The 25,228-nt window shown below is 70.4% G+C and carries 17 protein-coding genes; 9 read left to right on the top strand and 8 right to left on the bottom strand.

All coding sequences use genetic code 11. The features are described 5' to 3' along the window. Window positions 1–126: 126 nt before the first annotated feature. Both ACFPIH_RS40965 and ACFPIH_RS40960 read left to right on the top strand, forming a co-directional pair. The gene (locus tag ACFPIH_RS40965; RefSeq protein WP_381177827.1) at window positions 127–1,167 is read left to right on the top strand and encodes a RecB family exonuclease; all 1,041 of its coding nucleotides are present in this window, start codon (window positions 127–129) and stop codon (window positions 1,165–1,167) included. 74 nt (window positions 1,168–1,241) lie between these two features. Further along, complete coding sequence (locus ACFPIH_RS40960) at window positions 1,242–1,913, top strand: response regulator (protein WP_381177830.1); 672 nt, start codon at window positions 1,242–1,244, stop codon at window positions 1,911–1,913. A gap of 55 nt (window positions 1,914–1,968) precedes the next feature. Here ACFPIH_RS40960 and ACFPIH_RS40955 read toward each other — a convergent pair whose 3' ends face one another. From ACFPIH_RS40955 to metH, 4 genes are all read right to left on the bottom strand, one after another. Further along, the gene (locus tag ACFPIH_RS40955) at window positions 1,969–3,552 is read right to left on the bottom strand and encodes an ABC transporter substrate-binding protein (protein WP_381177833.1); all 1,584 of its coding nucleotides are present in this window, start codon (window positions 3,550–3,552) and stop codon (window positions 1,969–1,971) included. 106 nt (window positions 3,553–3,658) lie between these two features. Then, on the bottom strand, window positions 3,659–5,263 hold the full coding sequence (locus tag ACFPIH_RS40950) for an ABC transporter substrate-binding protein (protein WP_381177836.1): 1,605 nt from the start codon (window positions 5,261–5,263) through the stop codon (window positions 3,659–3,661). Between the two features lie 482 nt (window positions 5,264–5,745). Beyond that, window positions 5,746–6,441, bottom strand: coding sequence for an HAD family hydrolase (locus ACFPIH_RS40945; RefSeq protein ID WP_381177839.1), 696 nt, complete (start codon window positions 6,439–6,441; stop codon window positions 5,746–5,748). A 138-nt stretch (window positions 6,442–6,579) separates the two neighbouring features. Next, a complete protein-coding gene (gene metH, locus ACFPIH_RS40940) occupies window positions 6,580–10,098 on the bottom strand; it encodes a methionine synthase (protein ID WP_381177841.1) in 3,519 nt (1,172 codons plus the stop codon). A 328-nt stretch (window positions 10,099–10,426) separates the two neighbouring features. Here metH and ACFPIH_RS40935 point away from each other — a divergent pair, with 328 nt between their 5' ends. The 6 genes from ACFPIH_RS40935 to ACFPIH_RS40910 all read left to right on the top strand — a co-directional run bounded on the left by ACFPIH_RS40935 (window position 10,427) and on the right by ACFPIH_RS40910 (window position 19,267). Then, on the top strand, window positions 10,427–11,191 hold the full coding sequence (locus ACFPIH_RS40935) for an IclR family transcriptional regulator (protein ID WP_381177844.1): 765 nt from the start codon (window positions 10,427–10,429) through the stop codon (window positions 11,189–11,191). Between the two features lie 309 nt (window positions 11,192–11,500). Next, window positions 11,501–12,295, top strand: coding sequence for an MIP/aquaporin family protein (locus ACFPIH_RS40930; protein WP_381177847.1), 795 nt, complete (start codon window positions 11,501–11,503; stop codon window positions 12,293–12,295). A 95-nt stretch (window positions 12,296–12,390) separates the two neighbouring features. Then, complete coding sequence (gene glpK, locus ACFPIH_RS40925; RefSeq protein WP_381177850.1) at window positions 12,391–13,929, top strand: glycerol kinase GlpK; 1,539 nt, start codon at window positions 12,391–12,393, stop codon at window positions 13,927–13,929. Window positions 13,930–13,977: 48 nt separating this feature from the next. Continuing rightward, window positions 13,978–15,594: a glycerol-3-phosphate dehydrogenase/oxidase gene (locus tag ACFPIH_RS40920; RefSeq protein WP_381177853.1), complete on the top strand. Its 1,617-nt coding sequence runs from the start codon at window positions 13,978–13,980 to the stop codon at window positions 15,592–15,594. A gap of 182 nt (window positions 15,595–15,776) precedes the next feature. After that, a complete protein-coding gene (locus ACFPIH_RS40915) occupies window positions 15,777–18,719 on the top strand; it encodes an NACHT domain-containing protein (RefSeq protein WP_381177855.1) in 2,943 nt (980 codons plus the stop codon). Then, the gene (locus tag ACFPIH_RS40910) at window positions 18,716–19,267 is read left to right on the top strand and encodes an SMI1/KNR4 family protein (protein ID WP_381177858.1); all 552 of its coding nucleotides are present in this window, start codon (window positions 18,716–18,718) and stop codon (window positions 19,265–19,267) included. Before ACFPIH_RS40915 ends, ACFPIH_RS40910 begins: the two co-directional genes overlap by 4 nt. 7 nt (window positions 19,268–19,274) lie before the next feature. Here ACFPIH_RS40910 and mtnK read toward each other — a convergent pair whose 3' ends face one another. Genes mtnK through ACFPIH_RS40890 form a run of 4 tightly spaced genes read right to left on the bottom strand, consistent with a single transcriptional unit; the run spans window position 19,275 to window position 24,149 of the window. Continuing rightward, window positions 19,275–20,441, bottom strand: coding sequence for an S-methyl-5-thioribose kinase (gene mtnK / locus ACFPIH_RS40905; protein ID WP_381177866.1), 1,167 nt, complete (start codon window positions 20,439–20,441; stop codon window positions 19,275–19,277). Between the two features lie 15 nt (window positions 20,442–20,456). Then, window positions 20,457–21,503: an ABC transporter permease gene (locus tag ACFPIH_RS40900; protein ID WP_381177869.1), complete on the bottom strand. Its 1,047-nt coding sequence runs from the start codon at window positions 21,501–21,503 to the stop codon at window positions 20,457–20,459. Window positions 21,504–21,541: 38 nt separating this feature from the next. After that, a complete protein-coding gene (locus ACFPIH_RS40895; protein ID WP_381177872.1) occupies window positions 21,542–23,065 on the bottom strand; it encodes a sugar ABC transporter ATP-binding protein in 1,524 nt (507 codons plus the stop codon). Then, the gene (locus tag ACFPIH_RS40890) at window positions 23,052–24,149 is read right to left on the bottom strand and encodes a substrate-binding domain-containing protein (RefSeq protein WP_381177875.1); all 1,098 of its coding nucleotides are present in this window, start codon (window positions 24,147–24,149) and stop codon (window positions 23,052–23,054) included. The genes ACFPIH_RS40895 and ACFPIH_RS40890 overlap by 14 nt, the downstream gene beginning before the upstream one ends. A 365-nt stretch (window positions 24,150–24,514) precedes the next feature. Here ACFPIH_RS40890 and ACFPIH_RS40885 point away from each other — a divergent pair, with 365 nt between their 5' ends. After that, window positions 24,515–25,114, top strand: a complete 600-nt coding sequence (locus ACFPIH_RS40885) for a 1,2-dihydroxy-3-keto-5-methylthiopentene dioxygenase (RefSeq protein WP_381177878.1) — start codon at window positions 24,515–24,517, stop codon at window positions 25,112–25,114. Window positions 25,115–25,228 lie beyond the last annotated feature (114 nt).

Raw genomic sequence — 25,228 nt, 5'->3', positions numbered from 1 at the left:
TGTGACCGATGGTATGCGGCCGTCGTGACGCGTTCCGCCCCGGCACCCCCCGTGTTTCCCAGGCTGTCGCCGGGTGTGCCGCTCGGGAGTGGGTGACTGTCAGTGGCGGGCCGTATGGTCTGAGGCATGGAGAGCAGCAGCGAGGGCGTCGGCGGGGCGGTCGACGCGGGTGGGGCCGTGGCGGACGCGGCCGATGCGGTGGTGGTCGGAGCCGAGGTGGTCGTGGAGACCGGCGTTGTCGATACCGGCATGGTCGGGACCGAGGTCGTCGTGGAGCGTGCTGCCACAGCGCCTTCCTCGCTGTCTCCGTCCCGGGCCAGTGATTTCATGCAGTGCCCGTTGCTGTACCGGTTCCGGGTGATCGACCGGCTGCCGGAGAAGCCGAGTGCCGCGGCGACCAAGGGCACGCTGGTGCACGCGGTCCTCGAGCGGTTGTTCGACGCGCCGGCGGCGGAGCGGACCGCGCCGCGGGCGAAGTCGCTGATCCCGGGTCAGTGGGACCGGTTGCGGGAGTCGCGGCCGGAGGTCGTGGAGCTGTTCGCCGACGATCCGGAGGGTGCTCGGCTGGCGGGCTGGCTGACGGAGGCCGAGCAGCTGGTGGAGCGCTGGTTCACGCTGGAGGACCCGACGCGGCTGGAGCCGGCCGAGCGGGAGCTGTTCGTGGAGACGGAGCTGGATTCGGGGCTGCGGCTGCGCGGGATCATCGACCGGGTCGACGTGGCGCCGACCGGCGAGGTGCGGATCGTCGACTACAAGACGGGCAAGGCGCCCCGGGCGGAGTACGCCGACGGCGCCCTGTTCCAGATGAAGTTCTACGCGCTGGTGGTGTGGCGCCTGAAGAACGTGCTGCCGCGCCGGCTCCAGCTGGTCTACCTCGGCAGTGGTGACGTGCTGACGTACGACCCGGACCTCGCCGATCTGGAGCGGGTGGAGCGCCGGCTGCTGGCGCTGTGGGAGGCGATCCGGGCGGCGACGGAGACGGGTGACTGGCGGCCGCGGCCGACGAAGCTGTGCGGCTGGTGCGATCACCAGGCGCACTGTCCGGAGTTCGGCGGTACTCCCCCGCCGTATCCGTTGCCGGTGAGGGCGGCGGACCCGTCTTCGGCCGGGGGTCCGGCCCTCGGCGCAGCCGCAGTCGAGCGCAGCGTCCCCCGGGAGACGCAGTAGCTGCCGGTGAGGGCGGCGGAGTCGGAGGGTGGGGCGCAGGGCAGAATGGGGCCGGACTAGCTAAGGAGACTTACGTGGCCATCCGTGTCCTACTGGTCGACGACCAGCCCCTGCTGCGCACCGGCTTCCGGATGATCCTGGAGGCCGAGCAGGACATCGCGGTCGTCGGTGAGGCCGGGGACGGTCTTCAGGCCCTCGACCAGGTGCGGGCGCTGCAGCCCGATGTGGTGCTCATGGACATCCGGATGCCTCGGATGGACGGGGTGGAGGCGACCCGGCAGATCACCGGTCCGGGTCGGGACGGTCCGGCGAAGGTGCTGGTGCTGACGACCTTCGATCTCGACGAGTACGTGGTGGAGGCGCTGCGGGCCGGTGCGAGCGGGTTCCTGCTGAAGGACGCGCCCGCCAATGAGCTGGTGCAGGCGATCCGGGTGGTGGCGGCGGGTGAGGCGATGCTGGCGCCGAGCATCACGCGGCGGCTGCTGGACAAGTACGCGACGCATCTGCCGTCGGGCGACGAGCCGCTGCCGGACACGCTGCACACGCTGACGGACCGTGAGGTGGAGGTACTGAAGCTGGTGGCGCGGGGTCTGTCGAACGCGGAGATCGCTGCCGACCTGTTCGTCAGCGAGACCACGGTGAAGACGCATGTGGGGCATGTGCTGACGAAGCTGGGGCTGCGGGACCGGGTGCAGGCGGCGGTGTACGCGTACGAGAGCGGTCTGGTGCGCCCCGGCGCGCAGTAGGCGGCGAAGGGGCGCCCCCAGGCTGGGGCGCCCCTTCCGCTTCCGCACACGGGTCTCAGTCCTTGCTGAGTTCCCAGAAGCGGAACACCGTGGAGGCGTCCAGGCAGTTCTCCACGCCGTAGACGTGCTCGCCGACGACGGCGTACTGCTTGGCCTGCCAGATGGGGAGGACGGGCAGTTCCTGGGCGACGATCTCCTGGATCCGGGCGTAGTCCTTGTCGGTGGCGGAGCGGTCGCTCTGGGCGGCGGTGCGCGGGATGAGCGTGCCGGTGATGGCGGTGTTGGTGTAGTTGTTGCCGAGGACGTTTCCGTCGCCGAAGAAGGGCGCGGTGAAGTTGTCGGCGTCGGGGTAGTCGGGCACCCAGCCCTTGACGTAGACGCCGTACTTGCCGGCGGCGATGTCCTTCTCGTACTGGCCGTAGGCGACGGACTTGACGTCGGCGGTGAACAGGCCGCTGGCGTTCAACTGGGCGGCGATGGCCTTGAGTTCCTGGTCGGTGGCGGGGCCGTAGCGGGTCGGGGTGGACCAGAGGGTGAGCTTGACCCTGCCGGTGATGCCCTCGGCCTGGAGCGCGGCGGCGGCCTCGGTGCGGGAGGGGCTGGAGCCGTACTGGTCGAAGAAGGCGGTGCTGTGGCCCGCTATGCCGGCCGGGACGATCGAGTACAGCGGGTCGGCGGTGCCCTGGTAGACGTCCCTGACGAGCGCCTCGCGGTCGACCAGGTAGGCGATGGCCTTGCGGACGCCGAGCCTTCCGGCGACGGGGTCGGCGGTGTTGAAGACGAGGTGCTGGACCTCGGCGCTGCTGCCCTCGACGACCTCGGGGCCGGAGTCGTTCGTGCTCTCGTCGATGTCGGCGATGTCGGTGGCGGTGAGGCCGCGGTAGGCGAGGTCGATGTCGCCGGAGACGAGGGCCTTCTTCAGGGCCTTCTGGTCGCCGCCGAAGAACCTGAGGATGACGCCGGTGTTCTGGGGGGTGTCGGCGCTGCCCCGGTAGTTCTCGTTGACGGTGAAGACGGCCTCGTCGTCGCCGAAGGAGTCGAGCCGGTAGGGGCCGGAACCGACGGCTCCGCCGTCCTCGCGCAGGTCGTCGGGGGCGTACTCCCGGTGGTCGACGATGGAGCCGGCACCGGAGGCGATCTTGCTGGGGAAGGTGGCGTCGGAGACCTTCAGCCGGAAGACGACGGTTTCGGCGTCCGGGGTCTCGACCTTGTCGAGCATGGGGAACATGATCGCCGGGCCGGAGTCGTCGTTGATCTTCAGCATGCGGTCGAAGGAGAACTTGACGTCCTCGGAGGTGAGCGCGTCGCCGTTGCTGAACTTCAGGCCGTCCTTGAGGGTGCACCGGTAGACCTTGGCCCGGGTGTCGGTGAAGGAGCACTCCTTCGCCGCGTCGGGCTCGGGTTCGGTGCCGCCCTTGGGGAAGCTGAGCAGCGACTGGAAGACGTTGTTGAACAACATCCAGGATCCGGGATCGTAGCCGGAGGCCGGGTCCGTGGCGAGGACGTCGTCCGACATCCCGAGCACCATGGAGGAGCCGTCGCCGCCCGGTCCCCCGGTCTGGGAGCCGCAGCCGGTCAACAGGCCGGAGGCCAGTCCCGCCATGATGGGCAGAACTGGCCACTGGTTACGCATGTTCACAAAAAACCTTGTCTTCGGGGCTCGTTCCACCGGGACCGTCGTCCCGGGCCCCGGCCAAAAAAACGTATCACCGGACTGCGAGAGCTCGCGCAGCCGCTGCGGTCGGTCAGTTGCTCGAGCCGCGGCCGAGCTCCCACAGCTGAAGCGACGCCGAGGAGTTGAGGACGTATGCCGTGCCCGTGACGTCGTTGTTGGCGGCGACATACTGCTTGCCCTGCCACAGCGGGATGATCGGCGCGTCGTCGGCGACGATGTCCTGAATCTCCGTCAGGACCGAGTCGGCGCTGACGCGGTCGGCCAGCCGGCGGGACTGCGGGATCAGGTTGGTGATGATGTCGGCGTTGTTGTACGGGGAGTTGAGGAAGTTGTCCTTGTCGAGGAACGGCGCGATGAAGCTGTCCGGGTCGGGGAAGTCGGGGAACCAGCCCATGCCGTACACGGCGTAGTCGCCCTTGCGCTCGGCCGGGACGAACGTGTCCCAGGCGGCGCCCTTGATGGTGACGTCGAACAGTCCGCTGGCGTCGAGCTGCTTCTTCAGGACCTCGAACTCCTGCTTGGTGGCCGAACCGTAGTGGTCGGTCGTGTAGTTCAGGGTCAGCTTCACCGGGGTGGTGATGTTCGCCGCCTCCAGCAGGGCCTTGGCCTTGGTGGCGCTCGGCTCGCTGTAGCGGTTGACGAACGCGTTGGAGTGGCCCGTGATGGTGGCCGGCACCAGCGAGTAGAGGGGCTCGGCCTGGGAGCCGTAGACCTCGGCGACCAGCTGGTCGCGGTCGATGACCTGGGCCATCGCCTGGCGCACGGCCTTGGTCTTCACCTCGGGGGCGTCGGTGTTGAAGGCCAGGTAGCGGATCTCGAGGCCGGGCAGCTCGACCAGGTTGATGTCCGTGCCGGCGTCGTTGGAGAGCTTGTCTATCTGCTCCGGCGACATGGTGCGGGTCATCAGGTCGATGTCGCCCTTCTTGAGGGCGGTGCCCATGGCGTCGGCGTCCTCGAAGGACACCATGTCGACCTCGCCGTTGTTCACCTCCAGCGTCCCCTTGTAGTTGGGGTTCTTGGTGAACACGGCCTTGGTGACGGTGTCGCCGTCGGTCTCGGCCTTGATGGTGTACGGGCCGGAGCCGTCGATCGAGAAGCCGTCGCGCAGCTTGCCCTTGTCGTAGTCGTCGGGGTTGACGATGCCGGCGACCGGGGTCGACAACTTGGAGGGAAACGTGGCGTCGGCGGTCTTGAGGTGGAAAATGACTTCGTTGTCACCCTGCGTTTCGACGGTGTCGATGGTCGACAGCAGGGCGAAGACGCCGGAGTCGGCCTTGATGGCGCGGGCGCGGTCGATGGAGAACTTGACGTCCTCGGCGGTGACGGCGTCCCCGTTGGAGAACTTCAGACCGTCGCGCAGCTTGCAGGCGTAGCGCTCGTTGCCGCTGTCGGTGAAACCGCAGGACTTGGCCGCCTCGGGGACGGGCTCGCCGTCGCCCTTGGGCACGATCATCAGGGTCTGCACCGTCTGGCGCAGGACGTTCCAGGTGCCGACGTCGTAGGCGTAGGCCGGGTCGAACGGGGCCGGGACGTCCTTGGTGGCGGTGAACCGGTCGGTGGTACCGACGACGATGGCGTCGCCACTGCCGCTGCCGCTGTCGGCCCCACCGCAGGCGGCGAGTACGGGCGCGAGCAGACCGACCACGGCCGGCAGCACCAAAGTCTTGCGGTTCATGCTCGAGTTTCTCCACAGCTGTCGAGTCCGTGTACCCGGCATGCAAGGTTGTCGCGGCGGGTCCACGGGTTAGGGGTGATGTTCTCTCCACGAGATTAGTCCGGACCGGCACCGGGGTTCGCGACAACCGGAGTTGAAACCCCATCACGCAGCGGAACCGGCCGCGAACGCACGGAAAAATCGCCGCCGGAAGGATTCGTGCAGCCGCCCACCAATCGGGACACAAAGACATGACGGACGGCCCGGATCCGGGCATCCGGGCACATCAGAGGCCCCCTGTCGACCCCCTGTGGCATGGGGAACCTCACACGCCCACGAGGGGTCGCCGAGTGCGGAATTCCATCCTCCGCGAAGATCGGAATTCCGATTTGCGCATACCTATCGAATTCCTGGTTATCGACGGTACACGCTGGGTGAACGCATCCCGCATTTCCGTCGTCGGCCAGTCACGAACGATCAGGCGGGCGATCATCGGAGCGCTGTCAGAGTGGCATGAGACCGCGCAGAAATGCCAGGTCGACGTGTTCCAGCGAGGACACCACGGTACGCCGCGCGGCCTCCTGGATGGGAGCCAGGGAGGGCACCGCCACGACATGACAGCCCGCCGCCTCGGCCGCCGCGACCCCGGTCGCGGTGTCCTCGACGACGGCGCATCTGGCCGGATCCACACCGAGCCCGGCGGCGGCGAAGAGGTAGGGGTCGGGGAAGGGCTTGGTGCGCGGCACCTCGTCCCCGGCCACCGTGAGGCGGAAGTACTCGGGGCCGAGCGCGGTGAGGACCCGGTCGATGATGCGCCGGTGGGAGGCGGAGACGAGGGCCGTGGGGACCTCCTGCTCGGCCAGTTCGGCGAGCAGCCGGGCCGTTCCCGGCATCAGCGGCAGAGCGCGCGTGATGCGGTCCTCGAAGCCCTCGTTGAGCAGGACGGAGAGTTCGGCGAAGGTGATGTTCGCCCCGGTCGCCTCGATCAGGAACCCGGCACTGCGGCTCATCGGGCCGCCGACCACGACATGGCGCCAGGAGTCGTCGAGGGTGTGGCCGAGACCGGCGAAGATCTCCACCTCGACGTCCCACCAGAAGCCCTCGGTGTCCACCAGGGTGCCGTCCATGTCGAGGAGCACCGCCTGGAGGGCGGAGCCCTCGGCCGTGCGGGTGAATGGCGCGGGAACCGTGCTGGTCATCCACGTACCTCCTTTGAGGGACGAGCAGGCCGGTTCCCACGGGGGAACCGGCCTGCAGTGGACCGACCAGTGTACGGCTTATCGGATCAGTGTGCTCAGTGGCACGACAGCAGTGGCACGACCGTCACCGCGCGCGGGTCACCGTGCGTTGAAGTACTTCGCCTCGGGGTGGTGGATGACGATGGCGTCCGTGGACTGCTCGGGGTGGAGCTGGAACTCCTCGGACAGCTGGACGCCGATCCGCTCGGGCTGCAGCAGTTCGGCGATCTTGGCACGGTCCTCGAGGTTGGGACAGGCGCCGTAACCGAGGGAGAAGCGGGCGCCCCGGTACTTCAGGGCGAACATGTCCTCGACGTCCGCGGGGTCCTCGCCGGCGAAGCCGAGTTCGGAGCGCACGCGTGCGTGCCAGTACTCGGCGAGCGCCTCCGCCAACTGCACGGACAGACCGTGCAGTTCGAGGTAGTCACGGTAGGAGTCGGAGGCGAACAGCTTCGCGGTCTCCTCGCCGATGCGGGAGCCGACGGTGACGACCTGAAGGCCGACGACGTCGGTCTCGCCCGACTCCTGCGGGCGGAAGAAGTCCGCCAGGCACAGCCGACGGCCGCGGCGCTGGCGCGGGAAGGTGAAGCGGGTGCGCTCGTTGCCGTGCTCGTCCAGGAGGATCAGGTCGTCGTCCTTGGACACACAGGGGAAGTAGCCGTAGACCACGGCGGCTTCGAGCAGGTTCTCGGTCTGGAGTTTGTCCAGCAGGCCGCGCAGACGCGGGCGGCCCTCGGTCTCGACGAGTTCCTCGTACGTCGGCCCGTCGCCGGTGCGGGCCTGCTTCAGGCCCCACTGGCCCTTGAACAGGGCGCCCTCGTCCAGCCAGGTCGCGTACTCCTTGAGCTGGATGCCCTTGATGACGCGGGTGCCCCAGAACGGCGGCTCGGGGACGGGGTTGTCGATGGCGACGTCGGAGCGGACGTTGCCCTCCGCCGGGCGCTCCTCGACCTCCGCGGTCGCGGCGGCCGCCCGGACCCGACGCTGCTTCAGCTCGGGCAGTTTGGCGCCGGGCACGCCCCGCTTGACGCCGATGAGGGCGTCCATCAGGCGCAGCCCCTCGAAGGCGTCGCGGGCGTAGCGGACCTCGCCCTCGTAGACCTCGTGCAGGTCCTGCTCGACGTACGCGCGCGTGAGGGCGGCGCCGCCGAGGATGACCGGGTAGTCGGCGGCGAGGCCGCGCTGGTTGAGCTCCTGCAGGTTCTCCTTCATGATCACCGTGGACTTGACCAGGAGCCCGGACATGCCGATGACGTCGGCGCGGTGCTCCTCGGCGGCGTCGAGGATCGCGGAGACCGGCTGCTTGATGCCGAGGTTGACGACGTTGTAGCCGTTGTTGGACAGGATGATGTCGACGAGGTTCTTGCCGATGTCGTGGACGTCGCCGCGCACGGTCGCGAGGACGATGGTGCCCTTGCCCTCGGTGTCGGACTTCTCCATGTGCGGTTCGAGGTGGGCGACGGCCGTCTTCATGACCTCGGCGGACTGCAGGACGAACGGCAGCTGCATCTGGCCGGAACCGAACAGTTCACCGACGACCTTCATGCCGTCCAGGAGGGTCTCGTTGACGATGTCGAGCGCCGGGCGGTCCTGGAGGGCCTCGTCCAGGTCCCTTTCGAGGCCGTTCTTCTCGCCGTCGATGATGCGGCGCTTGAGGCGCTCGTCCAGGGGCAGCGCGGCGAGTTCCTCGGCCCTGCCGGCCTTGAGGGACTTCGTCGTGGCGCCCTCGAAGAGGGCCATCAGCTTCTGGAGGGGGTCGTAGCCCTCGGAGCGCCGGTCGTGGATGAGGTCGAGGGCGGTCTTCACCTCCTCCTCGCTGAAGCGGGCGATCGGCAGGATCTTCGAGGCGTGGACGATGGCGGAGTCCAGGCCCGCCTTGACGCACTCGTCGAGGAAGACTGAGTTCAGCAGGATCCGGGCGGCCGGGTTGAGGCCGAAGGAGATGTTGGACAGGCCGAGGGTGGTCTGCACGTCGGGGTGGCGGCGCTTGAGCTCGCGGATGGCCTCGATGGTGGCGACGCCGTCGCCCCGGGACTCCTCCTGACCGGTGCAGATGGTGAAGGTCAGGGTGTCGATGAGGATGTCCTCCTCGCGGATGCCCCAGTTCCCGGTGAGGTCGTCGATGAGCCGTTCGGCGATCTCGACCTTCTTCTCGGGGGTGCGGGCCTGTCCCTCCTCGTCGATGGTGAGGGCGATCAGCGCGGCGCCGTGCTCCTGGGCCAGCCGGGTGACCTTGGCGAAGCGGGACTCGGGGCCGTCGCCGTCCTCGTAGTTCACGGAGTTGATCACCGCACGGCCGCCGAGCTTCTCCAGGCCGGCCCGGATGACCTCGACCTCGGTGGAGTCCAGGACGATCGGCAGGGTGGAGGCGGTGGCGAAGCGGCCGGCCAGTTCCTCCATGTCGGCGACGCCGTCGCGGCCGACGTAGTCCACGCACAGGTCCAGCAGGTGCGCACCCTCGCGGATCTGGTCGCGGGCCATCTCCACGCAGTCGTCCCAGCGGGCCTCCAGCATGGCCTCGCGGAACTTCTTGGAGCCGTTGGCGTTGGTTCGCTCGCCGATCGCCAGGTAGGAGGTGTCCTGGCGGAAGGGGACGGTCTGGTAGAGGGAGGCGGCGCCCGGTTCGGGCTCGGGGCTGCGCTCGACGGGCTCGGCCCCGCGCAGGCGCTCCACGAGCTGCCGCAGATGCTCGGGGGTGGTGCCGCAGCAGCCGCCGATGAGGTTCAGCCCGTAGTCGCGTACGAAGGTCTCCTGGGCGTCGGCCAGGCCCTCCGGGTCGAGCGGGAAGTGGGCGCCGTCCTTGGTGAGGATCGGCAGTCCGGCGTTCGGCATGCACAGCAGAGGGGTGCGCGAGTGCCGGGCGAGATAGCGCAGGTGCTCGCTCATCTCGGCGGGGCCGGTCGAACAGTTCAGGCCGATCATGTCGACGCCCAGGGGCTCCAGCGCGGTCAGCGCGGCGCCGATCTCCGAACCCAGCAGCATGGTGCCGGTCGTCTCGAAGGCCAGGGACACCAGCAGGGGCACCTCGGTGCCGGTCGCCTCCATGGCGCGCCGTGCGCCCAGGATCGACGACTTCGTCTGCAGGAGATCCTGGGTGGTCTCCACGATCAGGGCGTCGGCGCCGCCGGCGAGCAGGCCCTCGGCATTGGCCTGGAAGCCGTCGCGCAGCGTGCCGTAGCCGATGTGGCCGAGAGTGGGCAGCTTGGTGCCAGGGCCGATGGAGCCGAGCACCCACCGCTGCCGTCCGTCGCGGGCTCCGAAAGTGTCGGCGGTCTCGCGGGCGATGCGGGCGCCGGCCTCCGACAGCTCGAAGACGCGGTCGGCGATGTCGTACTCGCCCATGGCGGAGTGGTTTGCGCCGAACGTGTTGGTCTCGACGCAGTCCACGCCCGCGTCGAAGTACTCCTCGTGGACCGAACGGACGATGTCCGGGCGGGTGACGTTGAGGATCTCGTTGCAGCCCTCGAGGTTCTCGAAGTCCTCGAGGGTGGGCTCCTGGGCCTGGAGCATGGTGCCCATGGCCCCGTCGGCGACCACCACACGGGTGGCCAGGGCCTGGCGGAGCTCGGACACACGGGTCCGGCTGTCGGCGGAAGGGGTCGGCGGCACAGAGGCCATGAAAGGGCTCCCTCGGATGCGACGGCTGTCGGCTTTGCGTCTGCCTCAGGATGCGTGCCGAACGGCTTCCCGAGGAGTACGCACGCCGTCAGGGTAGCCGGGACGGGGGCTTTATGGTCAGGGCGTCCACGGGACGGACGAGGTTTCGGCCCGCAGGCGGCGGCCACGGGCACACTGCCACGGCGTCACTCCCGGGCGACGGGAGACGTAACAGGTGTCGACCGACCATTGGCGGGAGGTCGGCATGGACCGGTAGTGTTCGACATTGCCGAACGACGGTGGCGCACACCGCTCGTTGACGGTCGAAGGGGACGGAGGCGGGACGGCGATGGCACGGAACATCCAGTCGGTCGAACGGGCGGCCGCGATGCTGCGGCTGCTCTCGGGCGGCGAGCGGCGGCTGGGCCTGTCGGACATCGCCTCGTCGCTGGGCCTGGCCAAGGGCACCGCGCACGGGATCCTGCGCACCCTCCAGCACGAGGGCTTCGTCGAGCAGGACGAACCCTCGGGTCGCTACCAGCTGGGTGCGGAGCTGCTGCGCCTGGGCACCACCTACCTGGACGTGCACGAGCTGCGCGCGCGTGCCCTGGTGTGGACGGACGACCTGGCGCGCTCCAGCGGTGAGAGCGTCCATCTGGGCGTGCTGCACCAGCAGGGCGTGCTGATCGTGCACCACGTCTTCCGGCCCGACGACAGCCGGCAGGTGCTGGAGATCGGGGCCATGCAGCCGCTGCACTCCACGGCTCTGGGCAAGGTGCTGTCGGCCTACGACCCGGTCGCGCACAGCGAGGCACTGGAGGCGGACCGCAAGCCCTTCACGGACCGCACGGTGTTCGAGGCGGCCGACTTCGAGCACATCCTCGACGTCACACGCGCGCGTGGGTACGCGGCCGACGTCGAGGAGACCTGGGAGGGTGTCGCCTCGATCGCCGCGCCCATCCACGACCGGCGGCGCATGCCGGTGGGGGCGGTCGGCATCACCGGCGCGGTGGAGCGGCTGGCGCGGGACGGCGAGCTGCGCCCCGACCTGATCGCGGCGGTGCGGGACTGCGCCCGCGCGGTGTCGCGGGACCTGGGCGCCGGGCGGTTCTGAGCAACCCGAGCCGACCGGGGCGCCGTACGGCGTCCCGGTCTCCGGCATGCCCGCAGGAACGCGTCCACCAGGACATTCTCCGCAGCGATCCGTAACGATCGCGTTTTCGACAACCGAACTCTTGACGCACACGTAACCCCGGAGCAAGACTCCCGTCCATCGGTCGGCATTGTCGAACACCTACCGGCAATACGCGCTAGAGTGTGACAAGGCCAGGATCGATATCGCTCTCACCCCCGAGGGCGCGCCAGACCCCCGGAGGGACCCGGGGAGAACGGCTTCCCTGGACGAAGGACAAAGGAGTCGCGGGTGTCCAGCTCCGACATCTTCATCGGCGAGACCATAGGTACCGCCATACTCATCCTGCTCGGCGGCGGTGTCTGTGCCGCCGTCACGCTGAAGGCCTCCAAGGCCCGCAACGCCGGGTGGCTCGCCATCACCTTCGGGTGGGGCTTCGCCGTGCTCACGGCCGTCTACACCTCGGCGCCACTGTCCGGGGCCCACCTCAACCCGGCCGTGACGCTCGCCCTCGCGATCAAGGACGACGACTGGAGCAACGTCCCGGTCTACTGGGGCGGCCAGCTGCTCGGCGCCATGATCGGCGCGACCCTGGTCTGGGTCGCCTACTACGGCCAGTTCCAGGCGCACCTCACCGACCGGGAGATCGTCGGCGGTCCCGGTGCGCAGGCCACCGCCGCCAAGGCGGTCGAGGCGCAGGAGAAGGGCGCGGGCCCGGTTCTCGGCATCTTCTCCACCGGCCCGGAGGTCCGGGTCGCCTGGCAGAACCTCGCCACGGAGATCATCGGCACCGTCGTCCTCGTCCTCGCCATCCTCACCCAGGGCCTCAACGACAAGGGCAACGGCCTCGGAAACCTGGGCGCCCTGATCACCGCGCTCGTGGTCGTCTCCATCGGTCTGTCCCTCGGCGGGCCGACCGGTTACGCGATCAACCCGGCCCGTGACCTCGGTCCGCGCATCGTGCACGCCCTCCTGCCCCTGCCCAACAAGGGTGGCTCCGACTGGAGCTACGCCTGGATCCCGGTGGTCGGTCCGCTGATCGGCGGCGCCATCGCTGCGGGCATCTACAACGTCGCTTTTGCTTGAGTGCAACCGGCCGCACCGCGGAACGCACCAGCCTCACGCAGAGCCACCAGCGCCGTAACAGCCAGCGCCCACCCACGGAACTCCAGGAGCACACAGTGACCGACGCCCACACGGCCGGCCCCTTCATCGCAGCCATCGACCAGGGCACCACCTCCTCCCGCTGCATCGTCTTCGACCGCGACGGCCGGATCGTCTCCGTCGACCAGAAGGAACACGAGCAGATCTTCCCCAAGCCGGGCTGGGTCGAGCACGACGCCAACGAGATCTGGACCAACGTCGAGGAGGTCGTCGCCGGAGCCATCGAGAAGGCCGGGATCACCCGCGACGACATCAAGGCCATCGGCATCACCAACCAGCGCGAGACCACGCTCCTCTGGGACAGGAACACCGGTCAGCCCGTCCACAACGCCATCGTCTGGCAGGACACCCGCACCGACGCCCTCTGCCGTGAACTCGGCCGCAACGTCGGCCAGGACCGCTTCCGCCGAGAGACCGGACTGCCGCTGGCCTCCTACTTCGCCGGCCCCAAGGCCCGCTGGCTGCTCGACAACGTCGAGGGCCTGCGCGAGCGCGCCGAGGCGGGCGACATCCTCTTCGGCACCATGGACAGCTGGGTCATCTGGAACCTGACGGGCGGTGTCGACGGCGGCAAGCACTACACCGACGTCACCAACGCCTCCCGCACCATGCTGATGAACCTGCACACCCTGGAGTGGGACGAGAAGATCGCCGAGTCCATCGGCGTCCCGCTGTCGATGCTGCCCGAGATCCGCTCCTCCGCCGAGATCTACGGCGAGGTCACCGGCGGCCGTCTCGGCGAGCTGCTCGGCGGCATCCCGGTCGCCTCCGCGCTCGGCGACCAGCAGGCGGCCCTGTTCGGCCAGACCTGTTTCGCCGAGGGCGAGGCCAAGTCCACCTACGGCACCGGCACGTTCATGCTGATGAACACCGGTGAGAAGATCATCAACTCCTACTCGGGCCTGCTGACCACCGTCGGCTACCGGATCGGCGACGACAAGCCGGTCTACGCCCTGGAGGGCTCGATCGCCGTCACCGGTTCGCTGGTGCAGTGGATGCGCGATCAGATGGGCCTGATCTCCACCGCCGCCGAGATCGAGACCCTCGCGCTCTCGGTCGAGGACAACGGCGGCGCCTACTTCGTGCCGGCCTTCTCCGGTCTGTTCGCCCCGTACTGGCGCTCCGACGCCCGCGGTGTGATCGCCGGCCTCACCCGGTACGTCACCAAGGCGCACCTCGCGCGCGCCGTGCTGGAGGCCACCGCCTGGCAGACCCGTGAGATCACGGACGCCATGACCAAGGACTCGGGCGTCGAGCTCTCGGCCCTCAAGGTCGACGGCGGCATGACCTCCAACAACCTGCTGATGCAGACGCTCTCGGACTTCCTGGACGCCCCCGTGGTGCGTCCGATGGTCGCCGAGACCACCTGCCTCGGCGCCGCCTACGCCGCCGGTCTCGCCGTCGGCTTCTGGACCAGCACCGACGACCTGCGCGCCAACTGGCGGCGGGCCGCCGAGTGGACCCCCCGCATGGACGCGGACGCCCGCGACCGTGAGTACAAGAGCTGGCTCAAGGCCGTCGAGCGGACCATGGGCTGGCTCGAGGACGAGAGCTGACGAGCGCCCCCCGAAGCTCACAGCTCTGATGAGGAGTAAGAACCCGACATGACCAGTCAGTCCACCCTGCAGTCCGTGCCTGCCCTCGGTACGCACCCGGCCTCCGGCTCGCTCCCGAGCCGCGCCGAGACCCGGGAGCAGCTTTCCAAGGCGTCGTACGACCTTCTCGTGATCGGCGGCGGCATCCTGGGCATCTCCACCGCCTGGCACGCCGCGCAGTCCGGCCTCAGGGTGGCCCTGGTCGACGCCGGCGACTTCGCCGGCGCCACCTCCTCCGCCTCCTCCAAGCTCCTCCACGGCGGTCTGCGCTATCTGCAGACCGGCGCGGTGAAGCTGGTCGCGGAGAACCACTTCGAGCGTCGTGCGGTCTCCCGCCAGGTGGCCCCCCACCTGGCGAACCCGCTCACCTTCTACCTCCCCGTGTACAAGGGCGGGCCGCACGGCGCGGCGAAGCTCGGGGCGGGCGTGTTCGCCTACTCCGCGCTGTCGGCCTTCGGCGACGGCGTCGGGCATCTGCTGTCGCCTGCGAAGGCCGCGCAGGACGTGCCCGAACTGCGCACCCAGAACCTCAAGGCCGTGGCCGTGTACGGCGACGACCAGATGAACGACGCGCGGATGGCGCTGATGACGGTCCGCGCCGCCGTCGAGTCGGGCGCGGTCGTCCTCAACCACGCCGAGGTCACCGGTCTGCGCTTCACCCGCGGCCGGGTCACCGGCGCGGACCTGAGGGACCGTGTCTCCGGCGAGGAGTTCGGCGTCGACGCCCGTCTCGTCCTGAACGCGACCGGCCCGTGGGTCGACCACCTGCGGAAGCTGGAGGACCCGAACGCGGCGCCGTCGATACGGCTGTCGAAGGGCGCGCACCTGGTCCTGAAGCGGACCTCGCCGTGGAAGGCCGCCCTGGCCACCCCCATCGACAAGTACCGGATCACCTTCGCCCTGCCCTGGGAGGACATGCTGCTCCTCGGCACCACCGACGAGGAGTTCGAGGGCGACCCGGCGGACGTCGCCGTCACCGAGAAGGACACGGCGCAGATCCTCGACGAGGCCGCGTTCTCCGTCCGTGACCAGCAGCTCTCCCGTGACCTCATCACTTACGCGTTCGCGGGGCTGCGCGTGCTGCCGGGCGGTCCCGGTGACACGGCGAAGGCCAAGCGCGAGACCGTGGTGACGGAGGGCCGGGGCGGCATGCTGTCCGTCGCCGGCGGCAAGTGGACCACCTTCCGCCACATCGGCCGTACGGTCATGCAGAAGCTGGAGGCGCTGCCGGGCCACCCGCTGGGCGACGACTTCGAGCCGGTCTCCTCGCTGCCGAAGAAGCTGCCGCTGCCCGGTGTCGCCAACCCGCGCGCGGTCGCGCACCGGCTGCTGGTCGACAACCCGGCGCCCGGTCCGCGGATGGCCGCCGACACCGCCAAGCACCTGGCCACCCACTACGGCTCGCTGGCCTTCGACATCGCCCGGCTGGCCAACGACAACCCCGAGTTGCGCGAGCGCGTGCACCCCGACGCCCCGGAGATCTGGGCGCAGGTCGTCTACGCCCGCGACAACGAGTGGGCCGAGACGGCGGACGACGTGCTGCGCCGCCGTACGACACTGACGATCCGCGGGCTGGCCACGGACGACGTCCGCGCGAAGGTCCAGGACCTGCTCGACAAGAAGTAGTCGCGCCTTGCGCAGGGGGCGGCTCCCGTCGGGGGAGCCGCCCCCTACGCGCGCGTTTGCTTCGATACGCCCCCACGAAGACCCCCGCGCGCTCCCCCATACGTATGTCGAACAGCAGGTTTGTCACTGTTTCGGCCGATAGAACGGGTGACCTGGGCACAGCGACACGGCGGAGCGTTCCTATGCAAGGCGGACGGCACAGCCCCCGGGTGCGGCGGCGTCTGGGATACGCCGTGTGCGCGGCGGCGCTCGTGGTCCTGGCCGGCGTACTGCGGTTCTCGTGGGACAACACCGCCACCGCGGGCGTGCTGGTCTCGGCGATCGGCGCGTTCGTGTCGGTCGTGGCGCTGGTGGCCGACGTACTGCGCGGGGACGCCGGCTCCGTCCCGCACTCGCCCGACCGGGAACGCCGGCGGGCCGCCGACGGGCTGGCCGAGGCCGTACGGGAGGAGTGGGCGGCCGAGGCCCGGTTGCGGCGGCTGCGGGACCCGGTACCGCTCGATGTGCGCTGGAAGGCCGCCGACGAACGGCTCGCCGACCACCCGCAGAACGTCCGGCGGCCCCTGCTGCCCGCGCCCCGCGACTGCCGGATCGAGGATGTCGCCGGATGGTTCGCCGCGAGGTCCGGACGGCGTCTGGTGGTGCTCGGCGGCCCGGGTTCGGGCAAGAGCGTGCTGGCGGTGCGGTTCGTGCTCGACCGGCTGGCCGCACGGCAGCCGGGCGGGCCGGTGCCGGTGATCTTCCCGCTGGCGGGCTGGGATCCGCGCGGCTGCGGGCTGCGCGACTGGCTGGCGCAGCGGCTGGCCGCCGACTACCACCCGCTGGCCGGGCCGGCCGACGACCGGCACACGCTGGCCCGCGCGCTGCTCGACGCCGGGCTGGTCGAGCCGGTCCTGGACGGCTTCGACGAACTGGCCCGGCACTCCTACGGGGAGGCCGTACGGGTCATCAACGCAGAACTCGACGACGATCTGCCGCTGCTGCTGACCAGCCGCACCGACGCGTGGGCGAGCGCCGTGGCGGAGGGCGACGTCCTCACCGCCGCCGAGGTGGTCCGGCTCCTCCCGCTCGACCTTCCGCAGGCGGCGGCCCATCTGGAGCGCACGGCACGGCCCCTGCACCCGGCCGACGGCGAGCCCGGCACGGTCTGGACACCGGTGCTGCGGGAACTCGTGGACCGCCCCGGGCATCCGCTGACGGGGGCGCTCGCCACCCCGCTGATGGTGGCGCTGGCCCGCGCGGTCTACAGCGACACCTCGCGGGACCCGTCGGAGCTGCTGGATCCCGTGCGCTTCCCGACGGTCGACGCCGTCGAGGAACACCTGCTGGGCGCGTTCGTGCCCGCCGCGTTCACGGATGCCGGGCCACGGGCGACGGCGGACGCGGTGCGCCGGCTGACCCTGCTGGCGGGCGAGTTGCACCGGCGCGGCACCCGCCGGCTGGCGTGGTGGGAACTGGAGGCGCTGCTGCCGCGCGCCCTGCGGATGTACGCGCCGGGGCTGGTGTCGCTGACGGTGCTGTCCGCGCTGCTGCTGCCCGTCGCCCTGGCGCGTGCCGTGCGGGACCTGTCGGGCGTGGAGGACGCCCTCTCCCTGGTCGCCACGCTGGTGGGGCAGACGCTGGGGTTCGCCTTCGGGGTGATGTACCTGCTGCCGGCGGGCGGCGGGCGGCCGGACCGGCGTCTGGGGGCCCGGCAGACGGTGGTGACGGTGACGGTGAGCACCGTGCTGTGGGCGGGCTTCGCCGCCGCCGACGACCTGCGCTTCGGCTTCCGGTTCGGCGGGGTGACCGACGGCTGGCTGCCCGATCTGCTCGGCGGCTGTCTCTTCTCCCTGCTCTTCACCCTGTTCTTCGGCATCGCGGGGCTGCCCCGGCGGCCGGCGCCGCTCGGACTGCCCTGGAGCGGTGCGGCGGGTCGGGTGGCGGCCCGGGTCTGCGGCACGGCACTGCTGCTGGCCGGGACCGGGGCGGCGGGCAGCGCGCTGCTGGGCCGGTCCGGCGACCCCTGGACCCTGCTGATGGGCATCACCGGTGCGGGGGCGGGGGTGGCCCTGCTGGTGAGCGGCGGCCGGCGGGCCGAGGAGGCCGGCGGGGCGCCGCCGCGCGCCGGACGGGTCGCGGGGCGCTTCGCGACGGGCGCGGTCCGGGGCACCGCCGCCGCCCTGCTGATCGGGGTCACCTCGTGCACGGCGGCGGGGTTCGCCGCGTCCGGCGTGACCGTCCTCAAGTCCGGTGCCACGACCGATCTGTCGGGCCGGGAGCTCGACGGCTGGCGCTTCGCCCAACGGCACGGGGTCAGAACGGCGGTCACCGGGCTGCCGGTGCGGGGCGTGCTGCTGTTCCCCGGCCGACGGGCGCGGCCGGTCGCCTACCCCGAGGGGGCGAGACCGCCCGACTGCTCGATGCCGCTGCTGCACGACCGCCGCTGTGTCGGATTCGTGTCCCGGCGCACGGTGTTCGAGTCCCGGGACGGCGCGGTGGCCGTACGCCTGGGCACGTCCGGGGGCCGGACGACACTGGCCTACGCGGCGAACCTGCGGTCCGTGCTGCCGGAGGCGGCCCGCGCCTGGCTGACCGAGGCGCCCGTGTCGGGAATCGTGGGGCGCTGTCTGCCGCCGTTCCTGGCCGCCGGGGTGCTGATCGGCGTGGTCGGAGGGTGCGTGTCCGGGGTGTACCGGGCGCTGAGTGTGCCGTCGGACATCATGCGGGCCACCGGTCCCCAGTCCTCGCTGCGCACCGACCGGACGGCGTCCTTCACCCGGGGCGCCGTCGTGGCGCTGCTCGTGGCGTTGGTGTGCGTGCCGGTGGTGGCACTGCCCGGCGACCTGGGCGGGCTGTCGCACATCGGCACCCAGTTGTGGCTGCCGCTGGGCGCGGCGGCGATCTCGCTGAGCGCGTGGGGGCGCTTCACCGTCGCCCGGGTCTGGCTCGCGGCGACCGGGCGGCTGCCGTGGCGTCTGATGGCCTTCCTGGACGACGCCCATCGGCGCGGTGTGCTGCGGCAGTCGGGGGCCTACTACGAGTTCCGTCATGTGCGGCTGCAGACGTATCTCGCGGGCGAGGCGGCGGGCGGGGACGCGGCCCATGCCCCGTTGTCAGTGCCGGGTGCTTCCATGGACGCATGACCACCGATCAGGCGGACCCGGCTGAGCCGGCCGCCCTGCGCGAGGCGTTCGCCGTGGACGACGACGGCGGTGCGTCGGCGCTGGGCTGGGAGGCGGTGCGCGCGTTCGAGGCCAAGCACGGGGTGGTGCTGCCGGAGCCGTACCGGACGTTCGTGGCGGAGGTGTCGGGCGGGCCGTCGCAGGGGCCGCCGGAGTACGGGCTGGTGGGGCTGGTCGAGAGTGCGGCCGAACAGCACCTGGGCAGGCCGTTCCCGCTCACGGAGGGGTGGGTGTGGGAGGAGGACGACGGGCCCTACGAGGACCCGGACGCGGTCATCGGCCAGGTGGTCCACGACGGCTCGCTGGTGCTGGGCACGGAGGGCTGCGGCATGGACTGGCACCTGGTCGTCACCGGCCCGCACCGGGGCCGGATATGGCTGGTCACAGGGGAGGGCGCGCTCCCCTTCGGCGCGGGTTTCGCCGGATGGGTGAAGCACTGGGCGGACGGCAACAACTGGTTCGAGTCATCCGCGTCGGTCGGGTCGTTCGGGTCGTTCGGGTCGGAGTGACAGCGGCCTACGACTCCACGAGCGCCCGTACGGCCTCCACGTCCGTCAACTCCGCGCGCCGCACGATCAGTTCGCGGCCCAGGAGCAGTGCCCGCCGGGAGGCCGGCGCCGGGTCGGGCAGGGTCGTGAGGTCGGTGAGGTGGGCGAAGCCGATGACGCGGCGGACGAGTTCGGTGCCGGCGTAGCCGAGGGACTCCGTCCAGACGCGGCGCAGGAAGCGGTCGAGGTAGGTGTCGTCGAAGAAGGTGTCGACGCGGGTGGGCCAGAGCCGGCGGAACTCCGACTCGAACGCCTCCCAGGACAGACGGAGCTGGTCGGCGTGGTCGGAGAGGGTGCCGAGGGCCCGTGCCCGCTCCTCCGAGGCCAGCGCGTTGGCCCAGTACAGGCCGAGGTCGTAGCCCACGGGGCCGACGAAGGAGAACTCGGGGTCGAAGACCCGCACCACCGGGGCGCCGTCGCGGGTGCCGACCATGATGCTGCCGGTGTGCAGGTCGCCGTGGAGGAGGGCCTGGGCCGCGGTCATGAAGGTGTGGCGGAGGTCGGCGACCTCGGTGCGCAGCCGGGTGTCGGCGCGGAACCCGGCGGCCAGGTCGTCCAGTTCGGGAAGCCAGTGGTTGTGCTCGTGCTCGATGTAGGGCTCGGAGAGGACGACGTCCTCGGTGATCTCGCAGAGTTCCGGGTTGACGGAGACGGCGAGGAGGGCCTTGCGATCGGCCGAGGTCATGCCGAAGTCGCTGGTGGCGAAGGAGAGCTGGGCGACGAACTCGCCGATGCGGGCGGAGGTGTGCGGGCCGTAGGCGGCGCCCTCGTTCAGGGCGGTGCGCAGGACCTCCAGGTCGGAGAGGTCCTCCATGACGAGGGCGTGGTGCTCGGGGTCGTAGCCGTGGATCGCGGGGATCTTGTCCGGGGCGACCTTGGCGACCTGCTCGTAGGCGCGGGCCTCGGCGTCGGCGCGGTCGGGGCTGAGCGGCCAGGAGGGTCCGGCGACGCGGACCCAGGGCAGGGCCTGCTTGAGGGCGAGGCCGCGGGTGCCATCCGCGTTCGAGGCGAGGAAGACGCGGTTGATGTTGCCGTCGGACACCTCGCGGACGGTGATGTCGTCAACGTTCTCCCAGTGGCCCCGCTCGCGCAGGTAGGCCGGGATGTCGTCGGTCTCCAGGATGCGGTAGCCCATGGTCGGTGAACTCCCTTATGCGGTGCGGCGCTTGGACAGGGTGAAGCTGAAGACCAGGGCGAGGATGAGAACCGCGCCCTCGACGACGTCCTGGGTGTAGTACGGCAGGCCCTTGATGGTCAGGCCGGTGGTGATGATGCCGATGAGGACCGCGCCGAGGGCGGTGCCCCAGACGTTGGGGCGCCCCCGGCCGAGGACGGAGGTGCCGACGAGGGCGACCGCGACCGCCTCCAGGAGCTGGGAGGTGCCGGCCGAGACGTCGCCCTGGCCGATGCGGGAGGCCAGGATCAGGCCGCCGACGGAGGCGAGGACGCCGGAGATGACGTAGGCGAGCGCGCGGTAGGCGCCGACACGGATGCCGGCAAGGCGGGAGGCCTCGGGGTTGGCGCCGATGGCGTACAGGATCCGGCCCCAGCGGGTGCGGGCGAGGAAGACCCAGGCGGCGACGGTGAGCGCGCCGAAGATCAGCACGGAGATCGGGATACCGAGGACCGTGCCGCGGTCGATCTTCAGGAAGCCGGCGGTGAACCTGCCGGGCGCGGTCGATCCGTCGGACATGGTCATGCCCGGGGTGATCGACTGGCCGTCGACCAGGATGAGCTTGCTGCCCTGGATCACGAACATGGTGCCGAGCGTGGCCAGCATGTCGGGGATCTTCAGGACGACGATGAGGAGTGCGTTGAGGAGTCCGGCCAGGGCGCCCGCCGCCAGCACCGCGAGGATCGCGACCGTGCCGACCTGGTTGAAGACGACCATCGTCTGGGCGGCGACGGAGACACCGAGGCCGGCGACCGCGCCGACGGACATGTCCATTCCGCCGACGGCCATGGTGAGGGTGACGCCGAGGCCGAGGATGGCGGCGACCGAGACGTACCGCAGGGTGTCGAGCAGGGTCGCCGACTCGCGGAAGGAGCCCTCGCTCAGCGCGAAGTACAGGAAGAGCGCGACCGTGACGAGGATGAAGCCGTACTTGATGACGGCGTTCTGGGCGCGGACGGCGATGGAGGCCGTGGGCGGGACCGCCGCCTTCGCCACGGCCTCGGTGCTCTGGGTGGTGGTCATGGGGGTGCTGCTTCCTTCGGCGAGGGTCGGCGGGGGCGTCAGACGGACGCCGAGATGGTCTGGATGACGCGGTCGCGTTCCGCGTCCTCGCCGTACGCGTCGAGGTGGATCTCGCCGGCCGCGAGGACGACGACCCGGTCGGCGATCTCGAGGACCTCGTCGACGTCGGCGGACAGGACGAGGACGGCCGCGCCCTCGGCGGAGAGCGCGCGGGCCCGGCGGCCGATGTCCCGACGGGCGCCGATGTCCACGCCTCGGAACGGCTCGTCCAGGATGAGGACCCGCGGGGTCTCGGCGAGCCAGCGGCCGACGACGACCTTCTGCTGGTTGCCGCCGGACAGCTCCTCGACGGTGCTGTGCTCGTCGCGGGCGACGACCCCGAGGGCAGCGATGGTGTCGCGGCCGAGAGCGTCCTCGCGGGAGCTGTTCACCACTCCCGCCCTGGACAGGGACTTCAGGAAGGGCAGCGAGACGTTCCGCGCGACCGACCAGCCGGGGACGAGGGCGTCGGCGTGCCGGTCCTCGGGGACGAGGTGGACGCCGGCCCGGATCGCGTCGGCGGGGCGGCGGGGGGCGTAGGGCTTGCCGTCGAGTTCGACGGTGCCCTCGGTGAAGGGTTCGGCGCCGAAGAGGCCGCGGGCCAGTTCGGTCTTGCCGGCGCCCAGCAGTCCGACGACGCCGGTGACCTCGCCGGTGCGCAGGTCGAGATCGAGCGGCGCCCTGCCGTCGAAGAGGCGGACCCCGCGCAGGGACAGGGCGGTCTCGCCCCGCTCGCCCTCCCGGACCGGGCGGGCGGTGGTCGCCTCCTGGGCCTGGGCGAGCATCGCGCGCAGGGCGGCGTCCCAGTCGAAGGGCCTGGCCTGGTCCTCGGTGAGCAGTCCGTCCCGCAGGACGACCAGCCGGTCGGCGAGGGCGTCGATCTCGCCGAGGCGGTGCGAGACGTACAGCACGGCGATGCCGTCCGCGCGCATCCGCTCGACGAGCGCGAAGAGCCGCTGCGCCTCGGCGGCGGAGAGCGCGGAGGTCGGCTCGTCGAGGACGAGCAGCCGGGGGCGGGTCGCCAGGGCGCGGGCCAGGATCAGCAACTGCCGGTCGGAGATGCCGAGTTCGGTGACGTCCCGCTTGAGGACGGCATCGCTCCAGTCGAGGCCGAGGGCGGCCTGGATCTCGCGGGCGCGGGCCAGGGTGCGGCGGCCCCGCAGGAAGGGGTTGCCGCGCTGCTGGGCGAGTTCCTCGAACACCAGGTTCTCGGCGACCGTGAGGCCGGGCACGATGCCCTCGCCGATCCGCTGATGGACCGTCTGGATGCCCAGCTGGCGGGCAGCGAGGGGGGAGTTGAGGGTCACCGGGGAGCCGTCGACCCGTACCTCTCCCCCGTGGTCGGTGTGGACGCCCGAGAGGATCTTGATCAGCGTGGACTTGCCGGCGCCGTTCGCGCCGAGCAGCGCGACCACGCTGCCCGGGGCGATGTCGAGCGTGACGGCGGAGAGGACCGTCTTCCCGCCGAACGCCATGCTGACGTCGGTGAGACCCACTGCCGGCACCGTCTCAGTGGGCGACATTCGAGATCCAGTCGGCGGTCGAGACCTGCGAGAGGTTCAGCGCGGGCAGCGCCTCCCGCAGCTGGTCCATGTTGGCGATCTTCTTCTCGCGCAGGAAGTCCTGGGTGATGGCCACGGCCGGGAACTGCACGGAGGTCTTGTTCAGCTGTCCGGCCAGCTCCAGCGCGGTGGTGCGGACGACGGCGGCGCCGACCGCGGAGGGATCGGTGCCGGCCGTGGCGACCCAGGGGCTGTCGGCGGCGGTCATCTGCTGGATGTCGGCGTTGGAGACGTCCGCGCCGAAGACCTTCACCTTGTCCTGGAGCTTCTTGTTCTGCACGGCGAGGACGGTGCCCTTGGCGAGCTCGTCGTAGGGCGCGAAGACGCCGGCCACGTCGGAGTGCTGGGTGAGGGCGGCGGAGACCAGGGGAACGTTGTCGGTGGCCGTGGAGTCGGTGACCTTGCCGACCTTGAACTGCTGCTTCCAGCCCTCGGACGTCACCGTGGACTTCCAGACGGTGTCGCGCTTGTCGAGGGCGGCGTAGCCGGCGACGTTGACGTAGCCGACCTTGGCGTCCTTGCCGACCTCCTTGGCCATCACGTCGAGGACGGCCTTGGCCATGCTCGCGTCGTCCTGCTCGGTGGAGACGACGCCCTTGGTGGCGGTGTCGACGTCGTAGACGACGACCTTGATGCCCTTCTTCACGGCCTTGTCGATCTCGGGCTGGATGGTCGCCGGGAAGCCGTGGTCGATGATGATCGCCTTGGCGCCGGAGTTGATCGCCGAGGACAGGTCGGTGGCCTGCTTGGCGTTGTCGGCCTGGGCGTCGTACACGGTCAGGTCGATGCCGAGGGCCTTGGCCTGCGCCTTCGCGCCGTTGCCCCACTGCTCGAAGTAGTCGCCCGCGCCGCTCTGCCGGACCAGGGCCACCTTGACCGTGCCCTCGCCGAAGGGCGCGGGCTTCTTTCCGGTGGCGGCGGAGGCGGAGGCGGCCGTGTCACCCGTGTCCTTCGAGGCGTCGGAGGACTGCGAGCAGCCGGAGAGGGCGAGGGCCGAGACGGAGGCCAGCGAGAGCACGGCAAGGGGCAGTCGGACACGGGACATGACGGGGCTCCAGGTACGAGGTGGTGCAAGAGGGGAGTTTCAGCTGAAGGGGCCCGGAGCAAGGGACGGGAACAAGCCGTCACGCGAACGACACAGACACCCCGGAAAGCGGGGCGCGTCAGGGCTCCGGGAGGGGTCAGCGACAGCTGGTCGTGGTCGACCGGAGCAGGTCCACGTACAGCCGCCGCACGAGCAGCAGCGTCTTCATACGCAGATCATGAGAACGTTTTCAGCCAGCAGTCAAAGGAATGGACACCAAATCTCGGCATACGAGACAACAACCACGTCACAGTCGGTGTACACGCCATCGGGAGTTACTCTTCGGCCAACCCCGCCTCTCCTCCCAGATTCCTGGAGTTGCTCCCATGACGCTGCTGACGACCTGGTCCGAGTCCGGCCCGGAGACCCTGGTCCGCCGCACCTCGGACCCTGTCGAGATCGCCGAGGCCCTCGAGCCGCTGGGCGTGCGCTACGAGCAGTGGCCGATCCGCGAGGACGTGCCGTCCGACGCCGACAGCGAGACCGTGTTCGCCGCGTACGGCACGGAGATCGAGAAGCTGAACGAGGAGGAGGGCTTCACCACGGTCGACGTCCTCGGTCTGCACCCGAGCGACGACCCCGAGTACCCGGTGAAGGCGAAGGCCGCCCGCGCGAAGTTCCTCCAGGAGCACACCCACGACGACGATGACGAGGTCCGTTTCTTCGTCTCCGGCTCCGGCATCTTCTATCTGCACGTGAACGGCGAGGTGCACGCGGTCTTCTGCGAGAAGGGCGACCTGCTGGGCGTGCCGCGCGGCACCACCCACTGGTTCGACATGGGCACGAAGCCGTCGTTCACCGCGATCCGCTTCTTCCACGAGGAGGACGGCTGGATCGGCAACTTCACCGGCTCGACCATCGCCGGCCGCTTCCCGGACTACGACACGATCGCCGCCGGGTACGAGGCGGACAGGGCCGCTGCCTAATGCTGAAGTCAAGCCACGAGACGAAGAGTTGGCCGGGCTTCGAAGGGCCGACGGTCACGCAGGATGGCGTAGAGGACGTTGACCTTGCGCCGGGCGAGTGCGATCAGGGCCTGG

The sequence above is a fragment of the Streptomyces vulcanius genome (assembly GCF_042653945.1).
In the GTDB taxonomy this organism is placed as follows: domain Bacteria; phylum Actinomycetota; class Actinomycetes; order Streptomycetales; family Streptomycetaceae; genus Streptomyces; species Streptomyces mangrovi.
This window is presented reverse-complemented; position numbering and strand designations above follow the sequence as displayed.